The 21,480-nt window shown below is 61.1% G+C and carries 15 protein-coding genes; 11 read left to right on the plus strand and 4 right to left on the minus strand.

Annotation, left to right across the window (positions count from 1 at the left end):
* The first annotated feature begins 134 nt into the window (after positions 1–134).
* From HY795_00590 to HY795_00610, 5 genes are read left to right on the plus strand one after another with little or no spacing between them, the layout of a single operon-like run.
* Positions 135–1,622: a benzoate-CoA ligase family protein gene (locus HY795_00590; GenBank protein MBI4803713.1), complete on the plus strand. Its 1,488-nt coding sequence runs from the start codon at positions 135–137 to the stop codon at positions 1,620–1,622.
* A 23-nt stretch (positions 1,623–1,645) separates the two neighbouring features.
* Positions 1,646–2,944, plus strand: a complete 1,299-nt coding sequence (locus tag HY795_00595; GenBank protein MBI4803714.1) for an acyl carrier protein — start codon at positions 1,646–1,648, stop codon at positions 2,942–2,944.
* A 7-nt stretch (positions 2,945–2,951) separates the two neighbouring features.
* Positions 2,952–5,249: a molybdopterin-dependent oxidoreductase gene (locus HY795_00600; protein ID MBI4803715.1), complete on the plus strand. Its 2,298-nt coding sequence runs from the start codon at positions 2,952–2,954 to the stop codon at positions 5,247–5,249.
* Positions 5,246–5,731, plus strand: coding sequence for a (2Fe-2S)-binding protein (locus HY795_00605; protein MBI4803716.1), 486 nt, complete (start codon positions 5,246–5,248; stop codon positions 5,729–5,731). The genes HY795_00600 and HY795_00605 overlap by 4 nt, the downstream gene beginning before the upstream one ends.
* Complete coding sequence (locus HY795_00610) at positions 5,728–6,552, plus strand: xanthine dehydrogenase family protein subunit M (protein MBI4803717.1); 825 nt, start codon at positions 5,728–5,730, stop codon at positions 6,550–6,552. Before HY795_00605 ends, HY795_00610 begins: the two co-directional genes overlap by 4 nt.
* Before the next feature lie 87 nt (positions 6,553–6,639).
* Here HY795_00610 and HY795_00615 read toward each other — a convergent pair whose 3' ends face one another.
* The 3 genes from HY795_00615 to HY795_00625 are packed head-to-tail and all read right to left on the minus strand — an operon-like array spanning position 6,640 to position 10,257.
* On the minus strand, positions 6,640–7,854 hold the full coding sequence (locus HY795_00615; GenBank protein MBI4803718.1) for an MFS transporter: 1,215 nt from the start codon (positions 7,852–7,854) through the stop codon (positions 6,640–6,642).
* The gene (hisC, locus tag HY795_00620) at positions 7,851–8,960 is read right to left on the minus strand and encodes a histidinol-phosphate transaminase (protein ID MBI4803719.1); all 1,110 of its coding nucleotides are present in this window, start codon (positions 8,958–8,960) and stop codon (positions 7,851–7,853) included. The genes HY795_00615 and hisC overlap by 4 nt, the downstream gene beginning before the upstream one ends.
* Complete coding sequence (locus tag HY795_00625) at positions 8,944–10,257, minus strand: hypothetical protein (protein MBI4803720.1); 1,314 nt, start codon at positions 10,255–10,257, stop codon at positions 8,944–8,946. Before HY795_00625 ends, hisC begins: the two co-directional genes overlap by 17 nt.
* 454 nt (positions 10,258–10,711) lie before the next feature.
* On the opposite strand from HY795_00625, the gene HY795_00630 reads away from it, so the two are divergent.
* From HY795_00630 to HY795_00640, 3 genes are all read left to right on the plus strand, one after another.
* Positions 10,712–11,845: a hypothetical protein gene (locus HY795_00630; GenBank protein MBI4803721.1), complete on the plus strand. Its 1,134-nt coding sequence runs from the start codon at positions 10,712–10,714 to the stop codon at positions 11,843–11,845.
* A 72-nt stretch (positions 11,846–11,917) separates the two neighbouring features.
* Positions 11,918–14,461 carry an ATP-binding cassette domain-containing protein gene (locus HY795_00635; protein ID MBI4803722.1) on the plus strand — a complete coding sequence of 848 codons (2,544 nt, stop codon included), beginning with the start codon at positions 11,918–11,920 and terminating at the stop codon, positions 14,459–14,461.
* Positions 14,458–15,816, plus strand: coding sequence for an HlyD family type I secretion periplasmic adaptor subunit (locus HY795_00640; protein MBI4803723.1), 1,359 nt, complete (start codon positions 14,458–14,460; stop codon positions 15,814–15,816). The genes HY795_00635 and HY795_00640 overlap by 4 nt, the downstream gene beginning before the upstream one ends.
* A gap of 165 nt (positions 15,817–15,981) precedes the next feature.
* Here HY795_00640 and HY795_00645 read toward each other — a convergent pair whose 3' ends face one another.
* Complete coding sequence (locus tag HY795_00645; GenBank protein MBI4803724.1) at positions 15,982–18,237, minus strand: tetratricopeptide repeat protein; 2,256 nt, start codon at positions 18,235–18,237, stop codon at positions 15,982–15,984.
* Positions 18,238–18,524: 287 nt separating this feature from the next.
* Between HY795_00645 and HY795_00650 the strand changes: the two genes are divergently transcribed.
* From HY795_00650 to HY795_00660, 3 genes are all read left to right on the plus strand, one after another.
* The gene (locus tag HY795_00650; protein ID MBI4803725.1) at positions 18,525–19,667 is read left to right on the plus strand and encodes an ABC transporter permease; all 1,143 of its coding nucleotides are present in this window, start codon (positions 18,525–18,527) and stop codon (positions 19,665–19,667) included.
* Between the two features lie 63 nt (positions 19,668–19,730).
* Positions 19,731–20,444 (plus strand): ATP-binding cassette domain-containing protein, encoded by a 714-nt coding sequence (locus tag HY795_00655; GenBank protein ID MBI4803726.1) that lies wholly within the window; start codon positions 19,731–19,733, stop codon positions 20,442–20,444.
* A gap of 24 nt (positions 20,445–20,468) precedes the next feature.
* Entirely contained in the window at positions 20,469–21,479 is a 1,011-nt protein-coding gene (locus HY795_00660) for an MCE family protein (GenBank protein MBI4803727.1), read from the plus strand.
* The last annotated feature ends 1 nt before the right edge of the window (position 21,480 follow it).

Consider the following 21,480-nt stretch of genomic DNA (forward strand, 5'->3'; position numbering starts at 1 on the left):
TCGGGGTGGACGGCGGGCGGTTCGCACGGTCTGCTCCTCATTGCGGGTCGAATGAATTGTGACGGGTATGCCGCAACGTCTCTGGGTACGTCCGCTCGCATACGCCTGAGCCAACACATAAGGGAACCTAACGAATGGATGATACCGGCAATGCCGCCTGCGCCTTGCTCAATGGGCCGGGAGTGGCCAGCCCAGGCAAGCCCGCCTACGTGTTTGGCGAGTCGGTCCTTACGTATGGCCATCTGCGCGAGCGGTCCCTTCGGTTCGCATCGTATCTTGACTCGCTGGGCATACTGCCCGGGGAGAGAGTCATCCTTGTCCTGCCGGATACGCCGGCCTTTGTCGTGGCGTTTCTCGGGTCTTTGCTCGCCGGAGTCTGCCCTGTTCCGGTGAACTCCTTTTTGAAAACGTCGGATTATTCATTTGTGCTGGAAGATTCCGGGGCGAGATCCATTTTCACACTCGAGGGGCATGCGGCGGCATTGGCGGCTACACCGGACTGCCCGGCGGTACTTTGTGAAGACCAGGGCCCTCCAAACCTGGACAGGTTCTCCAGCAACTTCTCGCCGCGCCCAGCGAATAGAAATCATCCAGGGTTCATGCTCTTCAGCTCCGGCTCCACCGGGCGGCCCAAGGGAGTGCCACACAGCCACAAGGACCTGCTTATCCCTTCCGCCACATGGGGAGCGGTGCTCGGATTGACGCATGCGGACGTAATTCTTTCTTCGAGCAAGCTTTTCTTCGCCTACGGGCTTTTGGCCAGCCTGGCACTTCCCCTGGCGGTCGGGGCGACCACGGTGCTCTTTCCTGGTAAACCTGGTCCGTACGACGTATTTGATCTGATGCGAAAACACAGGCCAACGGCATTTTTCGGCGTTCCAACCCTCTACAACGTGATGATCAGGGCCTTTGAATCAGACATGAAAGACTCGATCCCGGGCCTGTGCTTCAGCGCGGGGGAAGCCCTGCCAGCCGTGCTGCACGAAGAGTGGGCCCGGATTACGGGTGTGGAGATACTTGACGGGATCGGCTCCACGGAAGCTTTCAACGTCTTTATTTCCAACCGCAGGGGATGCTTGAGGCCCGGATCGACCGGACAGGTCGTTCCTGGGTACGAGACTAGGCTGGTGGACGACGCCGGGAAGGACGTTGCCGGTTCCAGCAAGGGCCATTTGCTTATTCGGGGCGAAAGCCTGCTCCAAAGCTATTGGAATCGTCCGGACAAGACCCGTGAAACCATACTGGATGACGGCTGGGTTCGCACGGGAGACGTGTTCACAGAACAGGACGGCTGGTTCACCCACCAGGGCCGAAGCGACGACATGCTCAAATCAGGCGGTCAGTGGGTCTCCCCGGTTCAGGTGGAAGAAGCCCTCCTGCGCCATCCCACTGTGGCGGAGTGCGCTGTGGCAGCTAGAAAAATGAACGGCCTGGATGTTATATGCGCGTTCGTGGTGCCAGCCCCGGGCACGAAGCCAGACAAGAGTGTGGAACTTAAGTGGCGACGCTATCTGAAAGAGACCCTGCCCGAGCACATGTGCCCGGCGTGTTTCGAATGCGTGGCCGAACTGCCCAAAACTGCCACCGGCAAGGTGCAACGATTCGTACTGCGTGAATCTTGAAAAGAACCACACAGGAGTCTTTCATGACTGTTTCTGCGGGCATCCTGCGCGAATTGCTGGTTGAGGCCGGAGTGGAACCGTCCACTGCTGAAGCGGTACAACCGGCCCTGCCCCTGTTGCGTCAGGGGGTGGATTCTTTGGACTATCCAGCCTTTTGCCTGGCTGTTGAAAAGCGGTTTGGTCTGACCATTGATGATCGCGCCTCGTTGTCGCTTCGGACCTTGGATGACTTTATCGCCTACATCAATGAACGCGTGGATGGAGAGTCGGGGCAAGCGGAATCCATCGCGCGCATCAAGCGGAACTGGCGCGAGATTGAGCCTGGACAGGAGTATACTGTGGAGTTGCTCCGGCCCGGGGACGGACCGGGTGTGGCGCAGCTTTTCTACTCCGTGTACGGGGACCGCTATCCCGTTGCCGACTACTATGATCCGGAAACCATCGAGCGTTTCAACGCCGAAGGGAAGCTTCTTACTGTTGTGGCCCGGCTTTCTTCGGGAACCGTTGCGGGCGCTGGCGCCTACTACCAGAGTTCCCCGCCAAACAAGGCTTTGTTCGAGTTCGGCCAGTTTATCGTGGCCCCCGAATACCGCAATTCGCTCATGGTGGCCAAAATCTCCAAGGAGATGGACCGGTACTCCCGGACCATGACCCAGGCGCAAGGCTTCTTCGGTGAAGCAGTGTGCACCCATATGGTCACCCAGAAATTTGTCAAAAGACAGGGGTATGCTGAATGCGGCCTGGAAGTGGCCCTCATGCCTGCGGGAGCCTACGAGAAGGAAGGAGCCGGAGCGCAGCGGGTAAGCTGCCTGCTTGGCGCACGAGTGGATCGCGACCAGCGTAAACCCCTGCATCTGCCCGAATGCTACCGCGAAGAGATGGAGTTCATTCTTGGCGGATTCACCCTGGACCGGGAGATACGCTTCAGTGGCATGGACGCTCCCCTGGCAGCCCAGAGCTCTCTCGATTTGCGCACGTTCGATTTCGCCCAAGTGGAACGGATGCAGGTTCTGGCAGTGGGAGCCGATTTCCCTGAACGTGTCGAACGACTCGATGAAGCCGCCAAACGCCGCGGCTTGGCCGTGGTCCAGGTGTTCGTCAACACGGGAGAGCCGGGAGTGGCCTTCGCGGTGGAGGCTTTGCGCGCGCGCGGTTTCTTCCTGGGCGGCTTTGTCCCTCTGTGGTTTGGCCCCGACGGCCTCCTGATGCAAAAGCTCTATGTGGAACCGGAGTTCGACGCCATCAATCTGTATGCGGACAGATCGAAACAGATTTTGGCCTTTATCCGGGCTGACTGGGACCGCTCCCGGTCCCTGGCGTGATCAAGCAATGAGCGCTTTTTCCTCCAACTCTTCCGGCCAACGGTTTCACCACCGGGACACCTTGTCCAAGGCAGTGGGAGCCGAGCGCTACAGCACGGACTTCACCCCGCCCGGATGCCTCTGGGCCGGGGTAAAGCGCGCGGGCGTTCCCCATGCCAGAATCATTGCCGTGCACTCCGAGGAAGCCCGCGCCGTCCAGGGGGTGACGTCGGTTCTTACCCGGGCGGACGTGCCTGGCACCAACCGGCAGGGCATCGTCCACAAGGACCAGCCTGTTTTGGCAGGCAGCGTGGTCCGCCACGCCGGCGACCCGGTGGCCCTGGTGGTGGCGGAAAGCCGGGAAGCCCTGGCCGAAGCCCTGGCATGCATCCGCCTTGAGTGTGAACCGCTGCCTGGCATTTTCGATCCGGAACTGGCCCTCAAGCCGGATGCTCCTCTTGTGCATCCCGATTGGGAGACCGGCAACCTGCTGGCCCGGGGCTTGGTGGACAAGGGCGATGCCCAGCAGGCCATGCAGGCGTGTGAAGTTGTGGTCGAGGGGGAATTCGAGACCCCCATGCAGGAGCACGTTTCCCTGGAACCGCCCAACGGTGCGGCCAGGATGACCGCCAAAGGCGTCCTGGAAATGATCGTTTCCACGCAGGCCCCTTTCCGCGACCGCTTCGAGATCGCCCATGCCCTGGGGCTTAACCCCATGAGCATCCGCATCCGCGCGCCCTACCTGGGCGGTGCCTTCGGAGGCAAGGACGGGGCCACGGTTCAGTGCCTGCTGGCCCTGGCTGCACTGAAAAGCGGTGGCCGATGGGTGAGGATGGACTGGGGCCGTGAAGAGACCTTCCTGGCCGGGTACAAGCGTCACGCGGCCCGCATGCGCATCCGGCTGGGCGCCACCCGGGATGGCGTGCTGCAGGCGCTTGAGAGCACAATGTATTTCGATTCCGGCCCCTACGCCCACCTGGGTGTTGAGATCATGGCCCTTGGCCTTGAGCACTCCGGGGGGGCCTATCGTATCCCGCACACCCGCATGGAGGGTTTCTGCGTCTACACCAACAACCCGGTGGGCGGCGCCTTCCGTGGGTTCGGCGTGGTGCAGGCCATATTCGCCATAGAGCGGATCATGGACGTTCTGGCCGCAAGGCTTCACATGGACCCCGGCGAGCTGCGCCTGAAAAACGCCCTGAGACCCGGCGAGCAAAACTGCGCGGGCGTGGCCATGCAATCCCCTTCGGGCGCGTGCGAGTGTCTGGAGACGGTCATGGCTCACCCGGCCTGGGCGGACCGCATGGCATGGAAGGCAAAGGCTCCGCCGTTCAAGCGCCGGGGAGTGGGGATCGCGGCATCGTGCAACGCCATGGGCTACGGGCGTGGTCTGCCGGATGCGGCAGCGGCCAAGCTTGAACTCACGCGAGAGGGGAACTTCAAGATATTCAACTCCGTGGCCGACATGGGCCAGGGCAACGCACCGGCGTTCGTCCAGCTGGCGGCCACGGCATTGAAGCAGGAGGCGTCCCGCTTCGAGCTGGTCCAGCCGGACACAAGGCTGTGCCTGCCTGCCGGATCGTCCTCGGCCAGCCGCACCACGTATACCTTCGGCAACGCCCTGCTGCGGGCCTGCGAGGCCATGCGCGAAAAACTCATCGCGCGCGCGGCCCTGTTCCTGCTGGTGGATGAACCTAACCGGCTTTGCCTCAAACCAGGGGAAGTGGCCGATGAGGCCACGGGGCGTTCGGTACCCCTGTCCATGCTTGGGGCCATGCTCCAGCGCGACGACCGCATCTGCGTGGACCAGTTCGTGATGCCAGTGGTGGAAAATCCGCCGGATACGGGAAAGGAATTCAAGCTGGGTTTCCCGCATGTTTTCTTCTCTCATGGCGCCTGCTTATGCGCGGTTGAGGTGGACGAGCTGACCGGACAGGTGGAGCTTAAGGAGTGCGTCACCGCTGTGGAATGCGGGCGGGTGCTGAACCCTCGGGGAGTCGAACAGCAGGTGCAGGGAGCTGCCGCCCAGGGGGCTGGACTAGCCCTTATGGAAAAGTTTTCCACTCAGGGCGGGCGGATCCTTTCGGGGGATTTGTCCACCTATCTCATCCCCACAGCGCTTGATCTTCCCGACCTCGAATGTGCGACTGTAGACGGTGACGAACCCTCAGGTCCGCTCGGGCTCAAGGGGATGGGGGAGGTCGGCATCCACGGGCCGGCGCCTGCCGTGGCCCAGGCCCTGGGAGACGCCGTGGGCCTTACGGTGCGTAGCGTGCCCGTCGAACCCGAAGACGTGTTGCGGGCCCTTAGAGGCGAAAAGTCATGAGCAAGACCATCACTCTGACGTTCACCTTGAACGGCAGGCAGGTGCGTTTGGAAACCAGGCCCGGCACACGGGTTCTGGACCTCTTGCGAGGCGAGATGGGCCTGACCGCTGCCAAAGAGGGCTGCGGTTCCGGAGAGTGCGGTGCGTGCGCGATTCTGGTGGACGGCACGGCCAAGCTTTCCTGCCTCATGCTGGCGGCCCAGTTGGAAGGCCGCGAGATCGTCACTGCGGAAGGCCTCGGCACTGTGGAGCACCCGCATCCCATCCAGGCGTCGCTGGCTGAAAACGGGGCCGTTCAGTGCGGATACTGCACTCCGGGCATGACCATCGCCGCAGCCGAGCTGCTTGCCCACACGCCATGTCCTGATCGGGGGGAAGTGCGTGAGGCCATATCCGGAAACCTGTGCCGTTGCACAGGGTACGTCAAGATCGTGGATGCGGTGATGGCGGTCTCCAGGACCACGGGAGAGAAGAACTCGTGAACAGCGACGTTGTTTGCCCGGCAAGCCTCCCTGAGCTGTGGCCATATCTGGAAGACGGGGCGGCGGTGATGGCCGGGGGCACGGATCTCTTGGCGCGCAGGCGCGGAGAAGCTCCCGCCCTGGTGGCGTGCCTGGAAAGGATCGAGAGCCTGTACGGAGTGGGTGAAGAGGACGGACTCATCCGTTTGGGAGCGTGCGAAACCCACGCCAGCTTGCTGCGCCATCCTCTGGTGCGCGGGCGTCTGCCCGTGCTGGCTGGCGCGCTTGCGGTGCTCGGGTCGCCGCTTATCCGCAACATGGGAACGCTTGGCGGCAACATCGTCACGGCTTCGCCAGCCGGGGACACCCTGGCTCCGCTCTATGCCCTGGATGCCCGGGTGGAGCTCTCCTCCAGGCGAGGCCCACGCCGCGTTCTCCTGGCCGACTTCATCGCCGGGCCGGGGGTTGTCAGGCTTGAGCCGGGGGAGATCGTTTCGGCGGTTCTCGTTTCGCCTCCGGATACTTCGGCTCTCCAGCACTTCGAGAAGGTGGGGCGACGCAAGGCGCTGGCCATTTCGGTTGTCAGCCTGGCCGCGGTCATCCTCACGGATTCGGATGGAGTGGTGCAGCAGGCCCGTCTTGCCTATGGCAGCGTCGGACCCACGGTGGTGCGCTGCCAGCAGGCGGAGCAGGCGCTCACAGGGCAGCGGCTTGAGCGTGAGGCACTGTTTGCCGCAGCGCAGGCCGTTCGAAAAGAAATCTCGCCAATGGACGATCTGCGGGCTTCGGCCTCTTATCGCCGGGATGTGGCCGGAAATCTGCTCTTGCGTCTGGCGCAATAACCCCGCCCGAAACGGGATTACAAAGGGACATCGTCCCTTTGGCCGCCGGAGGCTTCTTAAACAACAGCTCCTGCTATTGAGCCATCATCACCCATCAACCAGACTTCTACTCTTCCACTCCTTTACCGCCAGCGGCGCCATCAGCAACGCCGCCGTGCAGGCGCACCCTGCGCCGAAACCAAAGAGCGACGGAAATCCTCCTGGCCCGGCCAACAGCATCCCCCCCACGATGGGGCCGACCGTGTACCCGGCATCCATCATGAAGAGCATCAGGTTCATGTTCAAACCGCGCAGAGCAGGAGGGGATTCGAGGAACATGGCCGCATTCAGGAGGGGCATGGCTATACCCAGGCAAAAACCGTAGCCACCGGCCAGCAAGAAGAAAGGGGCACCGCCCTTTGTGCATGCGAACAGGGCTATGCAGACGGCCAGCCCAAGAAGTCCGAGCATGGCGATGATCCGTCTGGGCAGCCTGTCGATGAATGGTCCGGCCGCTACCCGGGCCGCGATGGATGCTACATTGAATACGGTGAAAAATAGTCCAGGATCGCCAATCCCCAGAACAAGAGCGTATGGCTTTATGAAAAAAAATACTTGCGTGGAACTGGAGATAACCAGCAGATTAGCCATAAGAAGAAGCAGTACGGGGGCCTGTCCCAGGTTCTCTCGAAGTTCCCGCATGGAGGGCCTGCGCCCTTCAGCTTCTGGGAAAGCGTTTTTGCCAAGGCGTGCTCCCAGCGGGACGAGCATGGCCAGCGACGGCAGGGTCAACAGGGCGGTCCAGGCGTAGACATGGGTTTCTCCGCCGACTAGTGGCAGCAACCATTCTGTCAGGGGGGGCATGAGAGCGTAAGGTACGAGGGCGGAAAGGGAAAACAGGCCGAAGGCGCGGCCGGCAGAGCGCGGGGGCACCACTTTGGAGAAGAGCGTCATTACCGAGCTCACCAAACAGACGAAGGCCAGCCCGTGGAAGATTCGCACAACAAGAAGCTCCGGAACGGTTCTGGCGAACAGGTAGCACGGCAAGGCCAGACCGATGGCCACGAGAGATATACGCGTCAAAGACAGGGCTTGGCGGGCAGTGAGCCAGACGCTCAGGAAGGGTCTGGTCACAAAGGCCGCCAGCGGTTCGGCAGCGATTACGGTCCCCTGCCAGACCGGGTCTAATCCGATTTTCCCCAGGTGGGTGGCCAGACCGTAAAATACAGCGATGTTGCAGAACCCGAACGTCGCGGCAATGGTGAGCACCACGAAATCATACGTGAACAGACGCTCGGGCTGCCCCGGTGTATCAGTGTTCATCGCTTGTCCAGGGAGTTTCGCAGAGCCTTGGCGAAGGCTTCCATGGCTGGTTCCAGGGCGAGGGTGACCCTGATCCAGTTTGGAAAGCGGAATCCGGTCATGGTCCGGACCATCACTCCCTGTTTGATGAGCAGCCGGTAGAGCAGGGTGTCCGGAATGGGCACCCGGGCCATGATGAAGTTGCCCTCCCCGGAAACACACTCAAGCCCCAGCGCGTCAAACGTGGATTTCAGAAACCCCCTGGCCTGGCTTACCATGCGCCGCGTTGCCGCCACATGCGATCCGTCGTCCTCCAGGGCCGCCTTGGCGGCCAGCTGCGCGAGAGCATTGACGGAATAAACCAGGTGCGTACGCTTGACGATGTCCACAGCTTCCTGACCGCCGCAGAGATATCCCACCCTGAGTGCGGCCAGGCCGTACATCTTTGAGAACGTCCTGAAGACCAGCACGTTGGGGTGGCGCTCCATCACTTCCATGCCGTCCGGAAACTCAGGAGATTCCACGAACTCCCGGTATGCTTCGTCGAGCACAACCACGGCACGGCCGTTGATCCCGCGCAGAAAGCGTTCCAGGGTGGCCTTGTTCCACCAGGACCCCGTGGGATTGTTGGGATTGCACACAAACACGACCTTGGTCCTGTCCGTCACTGCGTTAAGCATTGCCTCAGGGTCCAGGGCGTAGTTCCGAAGCGGGACGAGGCGGGGCTCTATGCCGGAAAAGGCCGCGACCCACTCGTAGACTGCGAAGGTCTTGTCCGCGGTGACGATGTTGTCGCCCGGCTGGCAGAAAGCCTTGATGACCGAGGTGATCACCTCGCAGGACCCGTTGCCCACCAGGAAGCGTTCCGCATTCTTGCCGAAGGTTTCGCTCAATGTCTGGCGAAGAAAGAAGCAGTCGCCGTTGGGGTAGATGGCGCCCCGCTCGGGAGGAAAGGCAGCCAGCACTTCCTTGGCGGCAGGGGGAGGGCCCAGTGCGTTCTCGTTGTTGTTTAGGCGGTAGAGGCTTTGTACGCCGTACTGGCGCATGAGAACATCGTCCGGACGGCTCGGGACGTAGCTCTCGAAGTTCAGGACGTGGGGGGGGACGAGGTCAGCAAGCTGGCGCATACTGGAACACCGCCACGTCGGAACGGCTGGCGAATGGGAGGACCAGCCTGGGTTTGAATCCGGCCTCCATTATGGGAACGGCCAGGGCTGCCTCCCAGGCGTGTGAGAGATCCATGTAGAGAAGGATGTTCTTGAAGCCTTTTTCCGTCAGGGCGCGGACATGGCCGGCGAGGTTGGCGGCCATGTCCTCCCCGTCGAGGAGGGGCCGCAGCACGGCCAGGCCCTTGCCCGTGTCCATCATGGTGGAGAAGAGCGAACTCTTGCTCTCGAAGGAGCCGGAGGAATGGGCCGGGAGTATGTCGCGGCACATGGCCAGGCGGTCGTACACGCCGCGCAGGAACTCCTCGAGCGTTGGATCGGCCCACACTGTCTCGCCCAGGTCTTCGCGCAGATGGCGGTAGAGCACTGGCTGTTCGCTCTGCCCGTCCGGCCCGTACCGGGTGACCATGCCCAGGGTTTCGAAATAACCGTCCGGCGCATCCGGGGTGGCTCTTTCGCTGAAGACGATCTCCACGCTTTCGCGGGCCACCGTGGCCAAGAAAGCGTCCGAGAGCAGCCGGGCCACATGGGGAGAGTCGGCAGGCGGCACAAAGACGAAGGGGCCGGAAAAGGAAAGCCCCTTTTCCCCGGACTTGGTCCAGCAGAGAAGACCGGCGGGATGGGATGCTGCGTCCAAGGCCAGAACACAGCTGAATTGGCCAGCTTTGGCCATGTCCGCAAATTTCCCTGGTGTTTGGAAACTTGCCGGGCAATGCCAGGCTGGATAACGGGCGGCTGCCAGCGCCGCGGCGTGCATGAGTTGATTCGGGTCGTGCTCGGCCCTTACCTGGTAAGGAGGCTTGAAGACGACTGTCGAAGGCGCGGCTTTGGTGGCCGGGTAGGCCTTGTCCACTTCCGCGTGCAGCATGAAGGTGGCGTCGCCATCGCGGGTGAGGCGGAAACGGTCCGCCACGCGACCGGCAAGTATGAGGCCCAGGTCGTGTGATGCCTCGCCGTTGGCGTCCAGTGTGGTGATGCAGCTGGCGTTGAGCGCCCCCAGGCATAAGCCGGAGGCCTGAAACCGGAAGGAGACGCACACCTGATAGGCCTTTCCCGTCAGAACGGTCTTTATCTGGCTGTTTTCATGAGCCACCTGTGCGAGATAGGTGAAAAGCTCCTCAACGGCCAACTGGAAGCGCATGTTTTCGCGCTTGTCCAAACCGCGCGACAGGGCGAGCGTCTCGGCGGCGGTGGTCAAAACGCGCGCAAACCCGCTGTCTGGCGGAGTTTCCAAAGAAAGGATGGTGTCCATAGGCATCCTTGTGTCTTGATTTGAACAACCGGATACATGGCAACATGGCATGGATCGTGCGGTATGAGGCACGTATAGCCTGTCATACTTTTGCAAGCAAACCGGTATTTTCCGTATGCCGTTTGAGCGGGAAGCCGGCCTGGCCTGGGAGCTGGCAACGGCTCCGCAGAGTGTCCTTGACACTGTTTTCATAGCGTACTAGCGATTAAAAAACGGTATAATCTCTTCGGGAGAGCGATATCCCGGACGCACCGGTATCGGAGCCAGGAAGGGGGGGACGCATATGAGCCTATCCACTCTTGACACCTCTACGGCGGGGACGGGCTTTTCCTTGGGCGCAACTCCAGACTCCGCCGCGCTGCTTTCGGGCGCCGCAACATCTGTCACAACACCCACCGTAACCCCTCCGCCTGCACCCGGTGACCCCAACTGGGTCACCTATTGGCAGCAAAAGGATCCCGTGGCGTGGTCACTGGTATGGGACGCGCAGGTTCCCAAAGACAATAAAGACAACACTGCCGTCAACAAGACGTTCACCGACAATCTGAAAACCGGACAGCCGGTATACTTCTCGTTTGACATACAGCAGTCCCAGGCGCTGGACGAGAAAGGGAGGCAGGTTAAGTCATATATGGTCGCCATGACCGAAGAGCAGAAGACAAACACCCGAAAGGCCCTTCAGGAGTTGAGCAACGTCACCGGGGTCAAGTTCGTGGAGAAAAGCGGCGTCAAGGGAGGACTCATTCTGGGTCAGGCTGATCTGTCTGAGGGCTCTGAAAAAGACAGCACCATGGGCCAGCACTACGGAGCCAAGGTGACCGTTGTGGATGCCAAGGGAAACAAGACCACGCAATACCAGCAGACCATCACGGTGAACAAATGGTCATATGCAAAAGAGAGCCTGGCGCCCGGTACAAGTGGATTCGAGACCTTGCTCCACGAGTTGGGGCACGCTGCGGGCCTGGACGACGCCAAGGAAGAGCTGGGGAAAAAATTCTCCAAGTATGATGACACCCAATACACTCTCATGTCCTATCGCGATGAAGAGGGGATAAACAGGAAGGTCTACGGCGAACTGGACAAACGGGCCTTTGCGGCTCTCTACCCCGTGGACAAGCGGCCCGCCACGCCACCACAAGTTGTCTCCGCCGAGAAACAAACCCTGCTCGCGGCTGCCGGGAACGCCTTGTTAGACGACGAATTCCTCGAGGATGACATCCTCACGGGCGCGGACGAAGACGAATGGGATTATGAGGACAACCTGGCCGGGCCCCCCACCTCGGAGCCAGGTTCCAACCAAGACAATACTACTGTTGTTGCAGGGGGGGGCTCCTCTGAGCCTGGCTCCAGCCAGGAGCATGAAACCATCGTCGAGGTTGAAGCAGATCCGGACGGATACAAAGAGAACCGCTTGAGTTCCGCAGAGTTCAATCTGGGCATCTCAGGTGGTACTTCGAACTGGCCGGGCCAGGTCGACCCTGCGCTGCTTCTTGTTCCTTCTCCTGCGATGAGCGGTATAGCAACTTGGGTTGGAGCGCTTCCGGAAATGCTTTCGGGTGCGGACGCATTGAAACGCGTGTTGGCCCAGGGCTGAGCCCAGGCCAGGAAACTTCCATCAGGCGCCTGCCGCGGTTGACCTTCTTTTCGTAGCGGTGCAGGAATAGTCATGAGCACCGCCTTGAGCTGCCTGAAGGCAGTGGCCGACGCCTACGCCATCCATTTCGACATCCGTACCGCCCAGGAGCGCTACGGCCTGCATGAAAGCGAACCCGACCCGGACACACTTTCCACAATAGCCCGCAGCAGCGGCTTTGACGCCGAAACGGCTCAGCTCGATTGGGACGCTCTCTCCCGTTTCGACCGGTTTCCCGCTCTGGCCCGTCTGGAGAAGGGCAATACGGTCGTCTTCGTGGGGTTTGCCCGAGGCCCCGAAGGCGAGCGGATTCTGGTGGCGGACCCCCTGTCCCAGTCGCCCGGGCCTTTCGAACTGGCAAAAGAGGGGCTTGAGAGCATTTGGAAGGGTCAAACGATCATCTTGACCCCCAAGAGAGGGTCTTCGGCCCTGCGCTGTCTGGCTTTGGCGGCCAGAGGCCGGGGTCTCGATCTTTCGCCCGACGGGCTTGCCCATCAGTACGCTCTTGAAAATGCTGAACCATCCCCGGACAAGCTGCTTACCATTGCCCGGGAACAGGGATTGCGGGCCGAATACAGGCGCCTGAGTTTCGAAGACGTTTTCCAGTTGGGCGAGGCGTTTCCGGTTTTGGCAAGGCTTGGGGACGGCCGGACAGTCATTCTGGCTGGAGTGTTGGGCGATGCGGATACCGGAAGCGTGGAGGTGCTGGACCTTTTGAGTTTCCCCCTGCGCCGGGAGCCCTGGGACCGGCAGCGGTTCCAGGACGAATGGGACGGCCAGGTCATGCTCCTCAAACGCCATTACGGAGTGACCGACGAGAACCAGCCTTTTGGCCTGCGCTGGTTCATCCCCGAGGCGCTTCGCCAGGGCCGGACGCTTTTCGACGTGGCCGTGGCGGCGATCATGCTCTCTCTTTTGGCCCTGGCGTTGCCCATCTACTTTCAGATAGTCATCGACAAGGTCCTCATACACCACAGCCTTTCCACGCTCCAGGTGTTGAGCCTGGGGATGCTCCTGGTGCTTGGCTTCGATGCGGCCTTCACCTTCTTGCGCGGATATCTGTTGCTCCACGCCACGTCCAAGATCGACATCCGCATCGCCACCCGGACGTTTTCCAAGCTGGTCAGCCTGCCCATGCTCTTTTTCGTGAGCAGCCACGCCGGCGTGCTCATCCAGCACATGCAGCAGGCGGACAAGATCCGTGAATTCCTGACCGGCAAGCTCTTCTTCACCATATTAGACAGCGTGGCCCTGGTGGTGTTTATCCCCGCGCTTTTTTTCTACAGCCCGCTGCTGGCCTCCCTGGTGGTGGGCTTCTCTCTTGTCCTGGCCGGGTTTCTGGCCGTGCTCATCCCCTATTTCAAGCGCAGGCTGTTAAAGCTCTACAAGGCCGAGGGAGAGCGCCAATCGTTTCTGGTGGAGACCATCCGGGGAATGGAGACGGTCAAATCCCTTTCGCTTGAGCCTGTCCAGCGCAAGAAGTGGGAGGAGAAGGCGGCCCGGGCCGTGTCCATGCGCTTCGACGTGGGAAGGATCTCCACTTCGGCCACTTCCGGTGTGGGCTTTCTGGAGAAGCTCATGAGCCTGTCTATCCCGTGGGTCGGGGTTTACCTGGTTTTCGAGCACCAGATGAGCGTCGGGGCCTTGATCGCCTTCCAGATGCTGGCCGGCCGGGTGAGCGCCCCCCTGGTGCAGATAGTGTCGCTCTTGCATGAATACCAGGAGAAGGCACTGTCGGTCAGGATGCTGGCCACCATCATGAACGAGCCCTCGGAGCGCTCTCCGGCCAAGGGGGGACTGCGTCCGGCCATCCGGGGAGATATCAGGTTCGATCAGGTCAGCTTCAGCTACGGTTCATCAGGCCCTCCAGCCTTGAGCCAGGTGAGCTTAAGTTTTCCCGCAGGGTCCGTCACCGGAATCGTGGGGAGAAGCGGCTCGGGCAAATCCACCCTTGCGAGGCTTATCCAGGGGCTTTACCCGGTGGAAAACGGCATCGTGACCATGGACGGCCACGACCTGCGCGAATTCGATCTGGTTCATCTGCGCCGCCATATCGGAGTGGTGCTCCAGGAGAACTTTCTCTTCCACGGAACCGTGCGTGACAATATCGGGATTTCCAAAACCACGGCCACCATGAACGAGATCGCCTGGGCAGCCGGGTTGGCCGGGGCCGATGAATTTATTAGCCGCCTGCCCCAGGGCTACGACACCATGCTCGAGGAAAACGGCGCCAACCTCTCGGGGGGCCAGAAACAGCGGCTGGCCATCGCCCGGGTGCTGCTCACGCAGCCGCGCATCCTCATTTTCGATGAAGCCACCAGCGCCCTGGATGCCGAGAGCGAGGAAATCATCCAGAACAATCTGGAGAAAATCACCCGCGACCGCACAACCATCATGATCAGCCACCGCTTGTCCATGCTGGCCGGGGCTGACCGCATCATCGTCATGGATCAGGGGCGGATTGTGGACGTGGGCCCGCACGATCAGCTGGTCGAACGGTGCACCGTGTACGGCGATCTCTGGAGAAGCCAGAACCGGCATGTGCTCAACCCCGGAGGAGGGCGGCCCCTGCCATGACAGAACCGAGTCGTCCCCCCGCGAAGCGGGGTGAGTCCTCACCAAAGGCCCACGGATTCGCGTCCTTTCAATCCGACGCCCTGGAGATCGAGTCCAGGCCGATACCGGTGCGGGCCAGATTCGTGCTCTACCTGTCGGCGTTCTTCTTCCTTGCCGCCCTGGCCTGGGCCTGCATCGCACGCATGGATATGGTCGTTTCAGCAACCGGAAAGTTGGTTTCCGGGGAGAAGAACATGGTTGTCCAGCCCATGGAGAGCGTCGTGGTCAAGGAGGTACTCGTGTCCGTGGGGCAGCGGGTGGTTCGGGACCAGCCTCTTGCGATCCTGGACCCCACTTTCGCCGAGGCCGGATTTGAAGAACAGGCCAAGCGGCGGCGGAGCCTGGCGGCCCAGGTGTGGCGCCTGGGGTGCGAGACCTCCGGGACGTGTCCCCCGCCGGACGGCCTGGCTCCAGAAGAAGTCAGCGCCCAACGCGAGATCATGCTCAAGCGCCAGGCGGAAAACGCATCCCGGGTGAACGCGTTGAACCGGTCCATAGCGGAGCTGGAAGCCAGGATCCAGACGAACAGGACGGCCGAGGAGCAGGCCCGCAAACAAGTGGCCATCTCCCAGGACCTGGAGGCCATGTACCAGGACGTGTTCAAGCAAGGGGCGAGTTCAAAGCTTGAATACATGAAGGCGCAAAGCGCGAAAATCGAGGCCGAGAGCCAGCGCAAGAAATTCGCCAATGAAGCCCTGGAACTCAAGCAAAGCCTGGAACGGGCCAAGGCCGAGCTGCAAACCTTCAACAGCTCCTGGGTGGGCGGGGCCATGAAGGAACTGGTGGATGCCAGACGCGAGCTTGACCAGGTGGAGGAGCGCGAGCGCAAGGCGTCGCGTCTGAAGGATCTCATAGTCCTCAAGGCTCCCCAGGCCGGCATCGTGCTCGAATTGGGCAAGTATGCGGCCGGGGCCGTGGTGGCTCAGGGCGAGACCGTGGCCATCCTGGTCCCCCTGGATGGGGCTCTGGAGGCCGAAGCGGAAGTACGCGCCAGCGACATAGGGTACATCCGTGAGGGAGACAAAACCCGCATAAAGGTAGAGGCCTTTCCCTTCCAGCGCCATGGGGTCCTGGACGGCACGGTGCGTACGGTCAGTGCCGACGCCTTTGAAAAGGATTCTCCCGAAGGACGCCAGCTTATGTACCGGACCAGGATAGCCCTGCAGGGGGCCAACCTGCGGGCGGTCCCGGCGGACATGCGGCTTATTCCGGGCATGACCCTCACGGCCGAGATAAAGGTCGGCTCGAGGCGGGTCATTACGTATTTGCTCTACCCGGTGATCCGTTCCCTGGACGAAACCATGCGCGAACCCTGAGTCGCGTCAGCCTTTCTTTTGCGGGCATGATGTCCCGCCGCCTCACGCCATAACACGATTAAGCGAACTCCCAGCCCCAAAGCCTTGCGTCAGCTTGGGCACGTCTGTCTCGTTGGCGGCGGAGGTTCTCAAATCAACAACCGCGGCCGCCTTCAGCGGGACAATCTACCTTGAAGGGATTTTCATCTGGACCTTGCCGAGCAGATCTGCCGCGTCCTTATACCCCGGGTAACGCTCCACCACTTGGCGCAAAACCTGCGCCGCGCCGCTTAGGTCTCCGGAGCGGTCCAGGAAGAAGGCGTAGGTATAGGCGTATTTGGGCATGTCCGGACGCAGTTCGGCGGCCTTGCGGGAATAGGGGAGGGCTTCGCCTAGACGGTCACTGGCCATTAGCACGCCCAGGTTGTATGCCGCCTGGGCCATTTGGGGATCGGCCGCGAAAGCCTTCTTGAGAAAAAGCTCGGCCCCTTGGGTGTCGTTTCGCTCAGCCCTCAAAAGCCCCATGTTGAAGTTGGCCGCCGCGTTGTCAGGGGCCGTTGTCAGCGCCTTGGCGAGCGAGTCTTCGGCCTTTTTCGCATCGCCCAGGCGGGCGAAGGCCATGGACTGGTTCACCATGGCCAGCACCGCCCGGGGCTCACGCGCCAGGGCCGTGTCGTAGGAAGCCACAGCCTGTGCAAACTCCTTGCGGCCAAGGTGATAGTTGCCCATGTTGTAGTGGGAGGACCATTGGTCCTGGCGTGTGGAGAGCGAGGCGAGATACTCCGTGTTGGCGCTGTCAACGCTCAGCTTTTCTTTCTCGCTTAACTTGACGTCAGGATACCCGGCCAGGGATGCGGCGGCGCGTACGCGCACCAGCCTGTATTCGTCGCCGGTTGCCGCCACCAGGGCCTGCAAGGCCTCAGGCGTGGGCACGTGCTGCAGGGCGGTGGCAGCCGCGGAACGCACCAGCGGCGACGGGTCCTTCATGGCCTTGTAGAGGGTTGAAGGAACGCGTGCGTCCCCGGAAGAGGGCACCAGCCTGACAAGCGAGGCGGCGAACACTTCATCGCGGTCTTTTCTGGCAATGTACTCGAGCATGGCCGTCAACTGCTTCCAGTCCCGCTTACGCGCCCCGTCGATGAGCGCCGCCCGTTCCATAAGCGGCGCCTGGTAGTCCCGTGGCCGCCATTCGCGTACCTGTTTGTCCGCCCAGGCGGCGTCCTTGTCCGTGTGGCAGAGGGTGCAGGCGTTGGGGGAATTGTAAGCCAGGGTCGCCTGGGGGGTAGGCGGCAGCATGGAGTGGTCGGTGCGGTTCATCCTGGCGAAAGAGGTGGTCGGCATATGGCAGGAAATGCATTTGCTGGCCGGGCTGCCTTCCTTGTGGCGGGTGTGGTCCGAGGCGTTTTTTACGCGGTCCTCGTGGCAGGGCAGGCAGGCGTTGTTGGCCTTGTCCGGGTCTTTGAAGCGGTAGCGGCCGCTGGAGGTGTGGCAGGTGACGCAGTTGATCTGCCCGGCCTTGGCGCACGGGCTCATGAGCCAGGACGTGTAGGTGTAGTTCTCCCCCAGGTCGCGGCCGTCGGGGTAGAAGTCCGGGTCCTCCAGGGCGACCAGGTCGTAGTGGTCGAAGAATCGCTCCCCAGGCTTGTACTCGGCCGTGAGCGGGGACATCTTGGCGTGGCAGCCTGAACAGGTGGCGTTGTGCTGCTCCGGGGTGAATTGCTTCACGCTTATTATTTTCATGTCTTTGGGCGGCTGGCCCTTGGGCGCCGCCAACATGACCCGGTTGTGCTCGGCCGATGGCCCGTGGCAGGTTTCGCAGTTTATGCCCGCCTCTTTCCAGGTGGTCCTGTAGGTGTCTGTCTTGGGGTCGTAATTCGTCGAAAGCTGACTGACGTGGCAGCTGTAGCAGGAGGTATTGAACGTATAGGCTTGGTCCTGCCAGCTTATCGCCTGTTCGCCGTTTGCCCCGGGAAAGTGGCGCACGCCGCTGGCGGCGGTGTCGAACCAGGCTTTCTTGTTCACGTCATAGGCTAACGGCAGGGTTTGGAACCGGCCTTTGGGGAAAGGCGTCAGGAAGTAGTAGACGTTCTTGCCGCCCAGGACGTGTTCGATTGTGTAGAGCTTCGTCCCCTTTGGCCCTGTTTCCGAGACCACCCCCTTGGCAAGGTCGGCCTGGTACTTCAACTGGCCGATCCGTATGCTGTCCTGCTGGGGGGTAAGCTGGGTCTTGGCGAACGCGGCGGTGTAGGGTTGCATGGCCAGGCCGTGGCGGGAGGTGGACCACAGCGAGTAGAACTTCTCGTGGCACTGCTTGCAGCTTTGGGAGCCGGCATATCCTTGCTGCGAAGCGGCCGTTCTGGAAACGGTTTTCGCGAAGCCGTCCTCGAAAGGTGATAAGACCGCTGCCGTCAACACGAGTGTGAACAGAAATCTCGCGAACATGCTTCCCTCTCCTGGCTGGTGAACGAATTGCCTTGCGCGGTGTCATAAGCTCACTGCCCCCGCGCTGACAATGAGAGGGAATTGACTTCACATCCAAATACCTTCAATCCTTGCCAGCTACTTTTGTTTGCCGGTCGTCATTTTCGGCATGTAGTTCCCCAAATGAATGGTCAGTGGAAAAGAGACGGGTTGAGCAATTCGGTGCGAAGCCCTAGTGGTAGAGGGTCTTGCCCAAGAATTGTCCGCAAACATTTTGATCCGGATATCCAAGGATGGCTGGCTCCAGTATGATTTCTCAGGCCGACCCGAAAGCCACCTGCCAGGTTTCCCTGACAAAGGGTACGCTGCTCGTTGCGTTCGCGGGGGCCTGGGGCATGTGCTCGGCGGTGCCGGATGCCAAAGAGGCGCTCCGGACTCTGGCGGGCCCTCCTCGGCCAACGAGCCTTTGCTTCGACTCGTCCGGGCTCACGCATTGGGACAGCAGGTTTTTGGTCTTCTGCAGGTCGCTTCTGGCCGTGGCCCGCGAGACCGGCGTTGCCGTGGACCTTGCCGGCCTGCCCGAAGGAGCCAAGGGACTGCTTGATCTTGCGGAAAAGGTTCCGGAGCGCAAAGGCGCTGCGGCAGGCAAGAGAAGCGAACCTCTGCTTGCGCACGTGGGCAATTGGTGCATCGAAGCCTGGCGGGGCCTGCCGGACATTGTGGAGTTCATCGGGGATGTCACCCTCGCCTGCCTGAAACTGGTTCGTGGCAAGGCGGTGTTCCAGGCGTCCGGATTCGTCGGGCTCATGCATCAGGTGGGCGTGGAAGCCCTGCCCATTGTTTCTCTTATTAGCCTCCTGGTCGGGCTCATTCTGGCCTTTGTGGCCTCCATCCAGCTGCTCCAGTTCGGGGCGCAAATATACGTCTCCACCATAGTGGGCATTTCCATGATCCGGGTCATGGGCGCGATCATGACCGGCATCATCATGGCCGGGCGCACCGGGGCCGCCTTTGCGGCGGAGATCGGCACCATGCAGGTCAACGAGGAGATCGACGCCCTGCGAACCTTCGGGTTCTCGCCCACTGAGTTTTTGGTTTTGCCGCGCATGCTGGCCCTGGTGCTCATGATGCCGCTTTTGTGCATTTACGCCGACCTCATGGGCTGCCTGGGCGGACTCATCGTGGGCGTGGGCATGCTTGGCATAAACCCGCTTCAATACCTGACGCAGACGTTCAATTCGATACCTCTGGTCAATGTGTTCATCGGGCTGGTGCACAGCCTAGTGTTCGGGGTGCTTATCGCCCTGGCCGGGTGTTACCGGGGCATGCGCTGCGGGCGAAGTGCCATGGCCGTGGGCCAGGCCACCACCTCGGCCGTGGTGACCGGCATCCTGAGCATCGTCATCGCCACGGCCATCATCACCTGGCTGTGCAACATCCTGGGCGTGTGAGGAACTGTGACGGATTTGCTTGTCGATTCCCCTAAACCGCGCATAACCGTAAACGGCTTGACCATGGCCTATGGCGATTTCGTGCTCATGCGCGATCTCACCTTCACCATCGACCAGGGGGACATCTTCATCATCATGGGTGGCAGCGGCTGCGGCAAAAGTACCTTGCTGCGGGTGCTGGTCGGGCTCAAACAGCCCGCCGCTGGCAAGGTGTTCTACAAAGACAAGAGCCTGTGGGACAGTGACGAGAAAACCCGGCTCGATCTCATTCGCGGCACAGGGCTTCTGTTCCAGAGCGGGGCGCTTTTTAGTTCCATGACCCTGGCGGAGAACATCTCCCTGCCGCTGAAGGAGTACACATGTCTGTCTCATAACGAGATACGCGACATGGCCAGGTTCAAGCTCGCCCTGGTGGGACTGGCCGGATTCGAAGACTACTATCCGTCCCAGATAAGTGGCGGCATGTGCAAGCGGGCCGGACTGGCCAGGGCCATGGCCCTGGACCCGGACATACTGTTCTTCGACGAACCCTCGGCCGGTCTGGACCCGGTGAGCGCGCGCCTGCTGGACGATCTGATTCTGGAACTGCGCGACAGCCTCAAGGCCACCTTCGTGGTGGTTACCCACGAGCTGGCCAGCATTTTCGCCATCGGCAACAATTCCGTCTTTCTGGATGTGGACAGGCGAACCATGACCGCCACCGGCGATCCCAAACACCTGTTGGAGAATTCCGACGATCCGGCCCTGCGGCATTTTTTGACCCGGGGCCAGGAGTAGGCAAGAATAAGAGGAGCTTTGGCCGTGAGCACTGCATCGAACAAAACCATGATCGGCCTTTTCGTGCTGGGCGCAGCGGCATTGATGGTGGCCGCGTTGGCCGCTTTCGGCTCCGGCATGTTTTTCACGAAACAATACCAGTGCATCATGTTCTTCGACGGGGCGGTCACGGGCCTGGACCTGGGCTCGCCGGTGCTCTTTAGGGGAGTTCCCATAGGCGCGGTCAAGGACATACGCATCGAAGCCAACCCGGAGAAATTGAAGTTCTCCATCCCGGTGGTGGTTGAGATAACCGGCGGCAAGCTGAAACTTGGCGGCATCGCAAAAAACAACAAAGAGCAAACGCTCCTGAGCGCAACCAATAAAAGCCCGGAAGAACTCATAAAAACCCTGTCCGATCATGGGCTTCGCGCGCAACTCGTGACCCAGAGCTTCGTCACCGGACAGTTGGCCATCGCCCTTGATCTGCGGCCTGACACGCCCGTAAAGCTCCATGGGGGCGAAAATCTACCTGAAATACCCACGATTCCTTCGGAATTCGAGGAGTTCACCCAGACGTTGAAGACCCTGCCCTTAAAGGAGCTGGTCTCTCGCCTTATCGGGGCGGTGGGCGGCATCGAGAACCTGGTGAACTCGCCGCAATCCGCCCAGATTCCGGGTAAGATCGACTCGGCCCTGACCAACGCCAACCAGCTCATGGCCGACATGAGAACCAGGATGGACACCCTGGCGAAGAGTCTCGACCAGGCTGTGCAGAACTATAGTGATCTGGCCGGGAACCTCGACCAGCGCACCGAGAAGCTCTCGGGGAATGCCCGCAAATCCTTGGAAATGCTTGATGCCACTTTGGCGGAAGGCAGGTCTGCCCTGGCCAAGTTCCAGAAGGTCGTCAATCCGGAGTCGGCTTCGGTCACGGAGTTGAACAGGGCCATGGCGGAGATCGCCCAGGCGGCCAAGTCGATCAGGGCCCTGGCAGACTATCTTGAACGCCACCCCGAAGCGCTTATTCAGGGCAAGGGAAGCAACAGGAGATAAC

This window comes from Desulfovibrio sp. (assembly GCA_016208105.1).
In the GTDB taxonomy this organism is placed as follows: Bacteria; Desulfobacterota; Desulfovibrionia; order Desulfovibrionales; family Desulfovibrionaceae; genus Fundidesulfovibrio.

Coding starts and splice junctions, on each gene's coding strand:
- HY795_00590 (MBI4803713.1), top strand. CDS start 135: ATGGATGATACCGGCAATGCCGCCTGCGCCTTGCTCAATGGGCCGGGA.
- HY795_00605 (MBI4803716.1), top strand. CDS start 5,246: ATGAGCAAGACCATCACTCTGACGTTCACCTTGAACGGCAGGCAGGTG.
- HY795_00635 (MBI4803722.1), top strand. CDS start 11,918: ATGAGCACCGCCTTGAGCTGCCTGAAGGCAGTGGCCGACGCCTACGCC.
- HY795_00615 (MBI4803718.1), bottom strand. CDS start 7,854: ATGAACACTGATACACCGGGGCAGCCCGAGCGTCTGTTCACGTATGAT.
- HY795_00645 (MBI4803724.1), bottom strand. CDS start 18,237: ATGTTCGCGAGATTTCTGTTCACACTCGTGTTGACGGCAGCGGTCTTA.
- HY795_00595 (MBI4803714.1), top strand. CDS start 1,646: ATGACTGTTTCTGCGGGCATCCTGCGCGAATTGCTGGTTGAGGCCGGA.
- HY795_00625 (MBI4803720.1), bottom strand. CDS start 10,257: ATGCCTATGGACACCATCCTTTCTTTGGAAACTCCGCCAGACAGCGGG.
- HY795_00650 (MBI4803725.1), top strand. CDS start 18,525: ATGATTTCTCAGGCCGACCCGAAAGCCACCTGCCAGGTTTCCCTGACA.
- HY795_00600 (MBI4803715.1), top strand. CDS start 2,952: ATGAGCGCTTTTTCCTCCAACTCTTCCGGCCAACGGTTTCACCACCGG.
- hisC (MBI4803719.1), bottom strand. CDS start 8,960: ATGCGCCAGCTTGCTGACCTCGTCCCCCCCCACGTCCTGAACTTCGAG.
- HY795_00640 (MBI4803723.1), top strand. CDS start 14,458: ATGACAGAACCGAGTCGTCCCCCCGCGAAGCGGGGTGAGTCCTCACCA.
- HY795_00655 (MBI4803726.1), top strand. CDS start 19,731: ATGGCCTATGGCGATTTCGTGCTCATGCGCGATCTCACCTTCACCATC.